Below are 9,565 nucleotides of genomic sequence, written 5' to 3'. Positions count from 1 at the left end.
TCCAATTTATAAAAGATTCTATAGCACCAATTCTTATGGTATTAAAGGAGCCAACACGTTGTCTTTCATATGTTGCTTGTCCAGAATCAGCTAAACATACAAGTTGAGATTTACCATGTCGAATTTGAATTACAGTACCACGTTTTAATTCTGTATAAATAGTTGTTCTAGAACGGCCCAATGCACGTGAAATTGCAGCAATACTATCTCCTAGAACGATTCTCTTTTCTAAATAAAATCGTTCTTCGAAGTTTAAGTGTTTATTTGTGCGTAATGTCGTGTTATGATTATTGTAGTCCATAGTAATTGCCTCGGTTATATTTTGATTAGATACCTAAATCATAACACAAGGTTCACTATGGATTTTTTATGTGTTCAATTTCATTTTATAATTAAGCTTTAAAAATTATATAAATTTCCACTTATAGCATCAATACGAAACTCCATATCCACTTTTAAATAAACAAAAGTTATACCTACCGATACTAAATAACCCATTAGTCTACTCAAAGTATTTTAATTTTATAGTTTCACTAATAAATATATTTTCCCCACTTATCAACTTCATATCATTAACATTTTTATGCCCCCTTATAAAACTTTATAAAATAAACCATCGATACATCTTCCTTAATCAAAATATGAATGCAACCCTTAAATCTTTATATCCCCAATCAAATAATAACTCACATAAATAACACTCCTTCATGTAAACGGTACAACTACCCCAATACTTCCAATTATTATATTGCAATTTTTATTTATGTTTAAATTGCATGTTTTATATGATTTTATAATATATTTAATTTAATTATTAAGCAAACAGTAAAATCTTTATATCTAACATAAGCAAAATTTATAGATAAAAAAGTTCGTGAGTATCAATCTTTTATACTCACGAACTTTTTTATCTGCCAATCACCTACTATTATAGATGCTCAATGGAATAATCCTTAGTTCGCTCTCGCAATGCTTCAATATAAAGTTGACCAAATCGACCAGGCGCAATTTTATTATGCGTCAAATAACCAATCTGTATCGGATCATCTACATCCAACGGACGAGCTACAATATTTTCTCCATTTAATTCTTCATTGATAACACCACTACAAATAGTATATCCATCAAGGCCAATCAACAAATTAAATAATGTTGCTCTATCACATACTAAAATATCTTTATTCGCATCACGTGTACTCAACACTTCTTCAGAAAAGTAAAATGAATTATGTTCACCTTGCTCATAGGATAATCGTGGATATGGTTCTAAATCCTCTAAGGTAATTATCTCTTTCTTAGCTAACGGACTAAACACACTGACAAATACATGCGGTTGTGCTGTAAACAAAGGATGGAATTTCAAGTCATGGCGACGCAATTCTTTTCGAATAATAGTTTCATTAAAACTATTCAAATATAAAATTCCCACTTCACTTTTCAATTTTGCTACATCTTCAATTAATTCATAGGTCTGTGTTTCACGAATACGAAAATCATATTCTTCACCACCATGATTCTTTAACAGGTCCACAAATGCCTCTACGGCAAAAGAATAATGTTGCGTAGATACACAAAATTGATGTTTCACAGGTTCTTGTCCAAAATATTTTTCTTCAATTAAATTGGTTTGATCGATGACTTGTCGTGCATAGCCTAAAAACTCTTCTCCTTCCACCGACAAAATAACTCCTTTATTGGTTCTATTAAAGATAGTAATACCCAATTCTTGTTCTAACTCCTTAATAGCCGCTGTCAAACTTGGTTGTGCAATAAATAACTGTTTTGCCGCTTTACTAATCGTGCCTGCTGCAGCAACAGTCACAATATATTTTAATTGTAATAATGTCAACGGATAGTGCCTCGCTTTCATAGACGTTCATTATACTCATTAAAAGATTCATATAATCTATTATCTTTTATCTTTCTATTGTAACATTTCTATGAAAGTTATAGAATAATATATTATTACCTATACTACTATAGCGTATGATGAGTACAAACAGATACCGTTAGTAATTCTATATACGCATTACAGACAATAAGTATGCTTCTTTATCTTAACTATATGTATAGTTGATGCAAGCAAGCTTATAATTACTGATATCCTGTATAGGTTAGGAGATATAGTATGAGACCTACCTATTTAGAAATTAATACCACATGTATTCGCCACAATTTACGTGCCATAAAAAATAGTCTACCTAATGGCATGACATGTACAGCCGTTGTAAAAGCTAACGCCTACGGTCATGGCAGTGTCATCGTGAGTCAAATAGCCATAGAGGAAGGCTATGATGCACTAGCTGTTGCTATCCCAGAAGAAGCAATCCCCCTTCGACAAGCAGGTATCATGGCTCCTATCTATCTATTAGGACTAACTCGACCACAATCGTTCGATTTAATTGCCACAACTAATACAATCCCTGCCGTTTGTGAATCTACTGATTTTGAAGCATTAAATACCTGTGCTAGTAAACACAATAGAGTGATTGAAGTAGCTATTGCCGTCGATACAGGTATGCATCGTATTGGCATTTCCCCTACGGAAGTATTACATTGGATTGATGTAATAGACGCATATCCCCAATTACGAATCAATGGTTTTTTCTCACATATGGCCAATGCTGATGCGGCGGATCAAACACATGCTCATGAACAAACACAACTATTTAATCGTCTAGTATCCACCGTTAAGGAGGCTCGACCTAATAAGCAATATCGTTTTTCCTTGGCGAATAGTGCTGGTTTATTAGTGCTTACAGACAGTTTATTTACGGATGCCAGACCCGGTATTATTCAATATGGCATTATGCCGTCAGTAGATGTGCCGAATACGCTACACTTGCAACCGGCCCTATCACTTCATAGCGAAGTAGTTCATGTACACCAAGCACCTGCTGGTTCTGGCATTGGCTACGGCAGTACCTATATAGCGCCTAAAGACATGAAAATAGCCACTATTCCCATCGGCTATGCAGATGGTTATCCACGCAGTCTATCCAATAAAGGTTCTGTCTTAATCAAGGGTACTCATTGTTCTATTGTCGGTCGCATATGTATGGATCAACTCATGGTAGCACTGCCAGATACTCTTGATGTACATCCTGGTGAGCCTGTCATATTACTAGGTTCCCAAGGGGATGAAACCATATCTGTATTAGATATAGCAGCCTTAGCCGACACCATTCCTTATGAAATTTTCTGTGGTTTTTCTGAACGCGTTCCGCGTCACTACCTATAGTCGATACTAATTAGAGTCATACCTTTCCTAGCGATTATCCTCATCACGATAGCTACACATGACCATTTCTATCCAATGTAACACGAAATACGATACCCATCAAAAATAGCGATACCTCTATACATAGAGTCAACAATTTACTCCATACGAAAACAAATAAACAAAAAGTCACACCCCAGATAGAGTACTTCTTAAAATGAAAAGTATTCTATCACGGTGTGACTTTTTTGATAAACTTATTTTGATAAACTTCCATTAAATAATCGATTGATAACAACCTATCTTTTAATTATCTATTCCTAATCCACAATCTATTAACAATATGCCTATACAATATATAAATTACTTTGCTAGCTACTAATTATCTACTCATACTTCACTATACTAATCTGTATGAAGCAATCATAGTGGCTATTCTTATATGCTTTCCTTAAAGAATACTATATTTCATAGCTATAAATCTATCGATTATTTACTAATTTCTTCCAACATTTTTTCAGGATTTTTAGCGGCTCGTACATTACCAAAGGCTCCGATAATAATACCCGCTTCATCAATAACATACGTACTACGAATCAAGCCCATTGTCTTTTTACCATACATATTTTTTTCTCCCCATACATCATAGGCTTGAATAACTGTTAACTCTGGATCTGAAATCAATGTAAATGGCAATTGATGCTGCTCTTCAAATTTTTTATGTGATGCTACACTATCTTTACTAACACCAATAATCACAGCATTTTCTGCTGCAAATTGCGCTTGTAGTCTAGCAAATTCTTGAGCTTGCATAGTGCAACCCTTCGTATTGTCCTTTGGATAAAAATATAAAATAACTTTTTTACCTCGATAATCATGCAAACTAACCATGTCACCATTTTGATTAGGCATTGTAAAATCAGGTGCTTGTAAACCTACTTCTAACATACTATATAAGGATATATGGTCAAACAAAGCGTATACATTATAACTATCAACAATGCACACATACCTTATTAACCATAAAAATCCCTTCCTCCTTTCTATAAACCTATAAAATTTAACATCAGCTCTTGCCAATACAACTCTATCTCACCAATAATGAATATAGCTATGTATATGATAGAATAAACTATAAATGCTATATCATATAATTTAGCATCTTATCTATTCATAATTATCTCACAATTTCTTTAACTTGTTACCTAAAAATCATATTTTTCTTTTACAAATCACAAAATCTAGGTACAATAAGAATGATAACTATACTATATGCTAAAAGAAAAGGAGTCAAACTATGGCAAGAACAATATTAATAACCGGTGCTACATCAGGTATTGGTAAAGCAAGTGCTGAGGCTTTTGCCGCCTATGGAGATAACCTTTTACTATGCGGTAGGCGTCAAGATAAGTTAGCACATATAAAAGAAACCTTATCAGATAACTATGGCATTAGCGTAACAACTTTTCCATTGGACGTAACAGATCGCACAGCTGTAGAAACAATGATTCCAGAAATGATTACCTCTGCTGGTGGTATTGATGTATTAATTAATAATGCGGGCCTAGCACAAGGTTTAGATCCATTCCAAGATAGCAGTCTTGATGATATGGAAACCATGATTAATACCAATATTAAGGGCATGCTCTATGTAGCACGCACAGTCTTGCCATTTATGATACAAGCTAATCAAGGACATATCGTCAATCTTGGTTCCACAGCTGGTATCTATGCCTATGCCAATGGTGCCGTCTATTGTGCCACTAAAGCAGCCATTAAAACAATTAGTGACGGAATTCGTATTGACACAATTGATACGAATATAAAAACAACTACCATACAACCAGGTATCGTTGAAACACCGTTCAGTGAAGTTCGTTTTCACGGAGACAAAGAAAAAGCAGCTAATGTCTATGCTGGCATCGAAGCCTTACAAGCACAAGATATTGCCGACACAATTCTCTATGTAGTAAACCAGCCACGGCGGGTTCAAATTTCTGATATGGTTATCATGGCTAATCAACAAGCCACAGGTTTTATGGTATCCAAACATATATAACAAACGTACTAGATGACAGATAGCGCATTCTATGCGCTATCTGTCATTATGTCTATCCTAACGCTTTCTAATTCCTAACCATGATGTTAATCCGACTTATCATATTTTTTTCATACATGTGAAGGCAAGTCAACTCCCATAAGCTAGCATAGTGTTATGCATCCTCTCACACGCATCACGTGTGGAAGAGGAAAAACGCTAGCACAGATTATTTGATCGTTTCCAAGAAGGATTTCACATAGTCAATGAATACTTTCGTTGCCGGTGAAGCTTCTTCTAAATTAGGAATGGCTAACCCTAGTTCTACATAGTGAGGTGGATTAAATGGCAATTGTTTCACCTGCCCTGACCATTTCTGTGAAATCAAATGATTGTTCATACTAATTCCCAAGCCAGCTTCTACCATACAATAGGTTGTAAAGGAATCTTTAGTAGAAAATTTAATATCTGGCATTAATGATTCTTTCGCTAACAAACGATCAATTTCTGTATCTTGATTTGCTGAGGTCATAATAAAAGGAGCACCATTTAACTGTTCAATAGGGAATGAGGCTGCTTTTGTCGCTGGATGATCTATCGGTAACCACACTTCCATTTCGTCTTGAACCAAAGGAATCCAATCACATGGCACCTTCTCACTTGGTTGTGCCGCAAAACTTAAATCTACAGATTTATCATGTAACCATTGTGCAATTTCTCGATTTCCGCCCTCGTTAACGCGAATGATTACATAAGGATAATCTTTTTGAAATCGCTGAATAATCGCAGGCAACCACACTGCAGAAATACTATAATAGGCGGCAATCGTCAATACACCACTTAACATGCCTTGTATAGTAGACCCTAATTCTTCTGCCACCCGCTGTGCTCTCACGATTTCACGAAATGCGGGAATCATAATTTCTCCATTAGGTGTTACAGACACACCTTTTTTAGTTCGCACAAACAGCTTAAATCCTAATTCTTCTTCTAGCGTATTAATCATGCGTGTAATGCCAGGTTGTGTATACCCCAAGGCATCACCAGCAGCAGTCAAGCTCCCATAATCAATGGCTGCTAAAAAGGCTTCACATTTTTTACTATCCATATAACACTCATCCTATACTACAATACAACCAATTCTACTAGCTCCCATATAGGAGTATATCCATAGCCCACTATCCCCTCTCTTACATCTATTATATCTATAACAAACTTTTATGTATATAATAATTTTTTGCCATTTTTATAATCCTGTAACGAGCGTTATAATGTGTGTGAAAGTTGAATTATATACTATCGATTATATAATTCATAGTCATAATAATGCTCTCATTATTATGATTCTCTCAACTAGATTTCTTTGTACATTCCTAAGAAATCTACTCTCCAATAACACAAAGCATATAAAAAAACAGTCCACACTCTCTCGGGGCTGTTTTTTTATTGTTCTATACACCATCCACGCTAATGGATACATACCAACTAGTACACAAAACATGTTTTTATATATACTGACACCTTAGAGACCAGAACTTACCACCCAAAAATTCAATACTTTCTTGCTGTATGGTGGCCGTAAACAGATGACCTACCTAGTGTACCTCTTCTTTAAAGTATAAAAGGCATAGTCCCTCATTCCCCGCGCAACAAAAGAATGCCATGCACAAGGGTCTTAGACGCACTATATATAGTGGAGCTACCCTTTATACAATCTACATAATATCTGCATCTCGTGGTTGATTTGCCATAGAGTATCCACTTGTCCGCAAATCAGAAAAATCTACCGTGTCTTCTGTTTCTGGAACAAGACGCAATTGTTTAACTAATCCATAGGAGGTATGCAACGATAATCCTTTTGATCGTCCCGTTAATACCCATAATACGCGATAACCTCTAGGTGGTACAACTAAAGAAGTCTCACCTTCTCCATCAGTAAAATAAATCAACAAATCGATAGACTGTTGATTACAGTATGTAATTACGGGACTAAATGCTGTGCCACCTCGTTTAGCAGGTCGTTCTTCCAACTGCTTAACATCTTTCACACGATACGTATGACGAATCGCATTATCACATTCTACAATCGTAATTTCATGATTGTAATTCTTAACAATTTGAAAGACCTCTTCCATAGCCGCCATAAACTCGTGATTACTAATACTGCCACTCGTATCAAGGGCTACTACAATCTTAGCACGATGATTTCGCAATGTACCTCTCAAATCAAGTCGTTCTGGCTGTCGTCTATGACGTCGTGTTGTCGTCTTTCTATGAGCATTTGTTACAGTTCCCACTATTTTTTTTAAATAATAGTGCCATGGTAATGTATCTTTTCTATCTTTAATAATAGCTACTTGATTGGCTAAATACCCCATTAGTTCTCCTTTTGTAGCCGCATCAATATATGTTTCTGTAAATGTCTCTATCATTTCTTCCGATACATCATCACATTCCATCCATATATCGTGCATACGACGTGGGTCCAAATGTGTGGAAATCTCACTAGCTTCCTCATGTACAGCAACAGCAACAGATGCCCCTGCTGCATCAACGCCATCTTTCGTGTGAATTGCTTTTTGAATTTCCTCCACATAATATTCAAGTGTTTTAAAAGGGCGCAAGGATATTCTAAATTGACGATTCACCCATGTTAAATCAACTGCATCAGGTGGCAATGATGTTAATTGTGTATTCACCACCACATCCATAGCTAAATTAATAGCCAATTGACTATAATTAGCATCCAAATCACGTACACGTAACAAATGAAGCGATACGATATGTAAAATTTCATGCTTAATAGCACTCTCCATTTGTAGATGCGATAAGGCAAAAAATTGCAAAGGATTAATATATAACACATATTTTGTTTTTTTAAAAGCAATTCCTGTAGGACTAGCTATATCAAAACGCACATCATGTTGCATTTGAAGAAAAAAGTATCCATAAAAATTATCCGTTCCATCCATAAGTCGTAAATTTAACTGATGTAGATAATCTAGTACTTTTCTTTTATAACTCTCCGGCACAACCAATGGATCTTTTTCCACATTCGCTGTCATAGTGCCAAGCACATCAAACTCTACATGAGGAACAATATGAGCCTGACTTTTCTCATAGTCATTTACTATAGCTCTCGCCTCTTCTAAGAGCATATCTGCCATGTATAGATTCATAGTTATACCTCTTATCGATAAGCTGCAAAGAATATATCCACAAAGGCTGCATCATATTGTGCTTGATTATATACATGAGGCATGTCTTGTTTTATACTCTTCATAACAGCAATACGCAAATCTACAGGATAGGCACGAAGAAACGCTACCAATCTTTCTATCGCTTTTGGCGCATCTATTTCTTTGTCTTTTATACGCTGTTCTAATTGTGTTAGTATATTGCGTGCTGCTAAATATAAACGCGTATGACTTTCTTCACGGATTCTCTTTTCCATAGAGCTAGACCAAGTAGGTTGTTCAAATACATCTTCATAAGATACTAGTGGTTGATACTCAGATTCCACAAAATTGACAAACTCTTCTGCAATGATAGACCCTACATTGCCGCGAACCAAATTAAAAAATACAGACCGAGGAATTGTTTCTTTCTTCGCTTTATAAATCGTATATAAATTAGATATGCGTTCATAACTACGTGGTGTCGCATTAATATCATCTTCATTGGCTTTATTCAAATACTCAGGGAATGTGGAAATAAATTCCATGACCCGTTCTTCAATTCCCGCTGCTACGGCCCAATCAAGCCATTGTTTATAATCCGCTTCCATATATAACCAAACAAAGCGGTTTTCTTGTGCTCCATCCATTTCAGTCACTTCATAATCATAGGAGTTAACTGGATTCATAGCTGCCACAATATGAACTTTCTCCGGCAACTGATACCCATTAATTTCTCGATTCAAAATCAAGTTCATTAATTCTTGTTGCACTGCATGTTCACAACGATTAATTTCATCAATAAATAATATGACAGATTGCCCCTGTGAAACGGCTTGATCCACCTCATACAATTTATGATGAATGGCATATACAGTTATCTTCTCTTCCTCTACGTCACCGGACGCATTTCTTTTTTTATGCGTCTTAACAGTAGGTAATCCGCCAATTTCCCCTTCTTTCAACAAATTGCCATCAATCGTAATCAATGTCCATCCATGAGTCAATGCCACCTTCGCTACTAATGAGGTTTTACCAATCCCTGTGCCGCCCACGAGTAAAGGCACTTGTCGAGCCTCTAGCACAATATTTAAACTTTGCATTGTTTCACTAAAATTCATAATTCATCTT

At 35.7% G+C, this 9,565-nt stretch carries 8 protein-coding genes; 2 read left to right on the top strand and 6 right to left on the bottom strand.

Annotation, left to right across the window (positions count from 1 at the left end; genetic code table 11):
• Together K357_RS0106435 and K357_RS0106430 are read right to left on the bottom strand one after the other, a co-directional pair.
• Positions 1 to 301: helix-turn-helix domain-containing protein (locus K357_RS0106435; RefSeq protein ID WP_028257970.1), on the bottom strand; the 301-nt coding region annotated here is incomplete at its 3' end.
• Positions 302 to 928: 627 nt separating this feature from the next.
• The gene (locus K357_RS0106430) at positions 929 to 1,849 is read right to left on the bottom strand and encodes a LysR family transcriptional regulator (protein WP_028257969.1); all 921 of its coding nucleotides are present in this window, start codon (positions 1,847 to 1,849) and stop codon (positions 929 to 931) included.
• A gap of 279 nt (positions 1,850 to 2,128) precedes the next feature.
• On the opposite strand from K357_RS0106430, the gene alr reads away from it, so the two are divergent.
• A complete protein-coding gene (gene alr / locus K357_RS0106425; protein ID WP_028257968.1) occupies positions 2,129 to 3,241 on the top strand; it encodes an alanine racemase in 1,113 nt (370 codons plus the stop codon).
• A gap of 468 nt (positions 3,242 to 3,709) precedes the next feature.
• Here alr and K357_RS0106420 read toward each other — a convergent pair whose 3' ends face one another.
• Positions 3,710 to 4,228 carry a peroxiredoxin gene (locus tag K357_RS0106420; protein WP_244869384.1) on the bottom strand — a complete coding sequence of 173 codons (519 nt, stop codon included), beginning with the start codon at positions 4,226 to 4,228 and terminating at the stop codon, positions 3,710 to 3,712.
• A 289-nt stretch (positions 4,229 to 4,517) separates the two neighbouring features.
• Here K357_RS0106420 and K357_RS0106415 point away from each other — a divergent pair, with 289 nt between their 5' ends.
• On the top strand, positions 4,518 to 5,279 hold the full coding sequence (locus tag K357_RS0106415) for an SDR family NAD(P)-dependent oxidoreductase (RefSeq protein ID WP_028257966.1): 762 nt from the start codon (positions 4,518 to 4,520) through the stop codon (positions 5,277 to 5,279).
• Positions 5,280 to 5,487: 208 nt separating this feature from the next.
• Here K357_RS0106415 and K357_RS0106410 read toward each other — a convergent pair whose 3' ends face one another.
• From K357_RS0106410 to K357_RS0106400, 3 genes are all read right to left on the bottom strand, one after another.
• Complete coding sequence (locus K357_RS0106410) at positions 5,488 to 6,366, bottom strand: LysR family transcriptional regulator (protein WP_028257965.1); 879 nt, start codon at positions 6,364 to 6,366, stop codon at positions 5,488 to 5,490.
• Positions 6,367 to 6,973: 607 nt separating this feature from the next.
• Complete coding sequence (locus K357_RS0106405; protein ID WP_038113770.1) at positions 6,974 to 8,437, bottom strand: vWA domain-containing protein; 1,464 nt, start codon at positions 8,435 to 8,437, stop codon at positions 6,974 to 6,976.
• 11 nt (positions 8,438 to 8,448) lie between these two features.
• A complete protein-coding gene (locus K357_RS0106400; protein ID WP_028257963.1) occupies positions 8,449 to 9,555 on the bottom strand; it encodes an ATP-binding protein in 1,107 nt (368 codons plus the stop codon).
• Positions 9,556 to 9,565: the final 10 nt, after the last annotated feature.

It is taken from the genome of Veillonella montpellierensis DSM 17217 (assembly GCF_000426745.1).
Lineage (GTDB): Bacteria > Bacillota > Negativicutes > Veillonellales > Veillonellaceae > Veillonella > Veillonella montpellierensis.
Note: the sequence above shows the minus strand (reverse complement) of the source record. Positions and strands in the feature narration are given on the sequence as shown.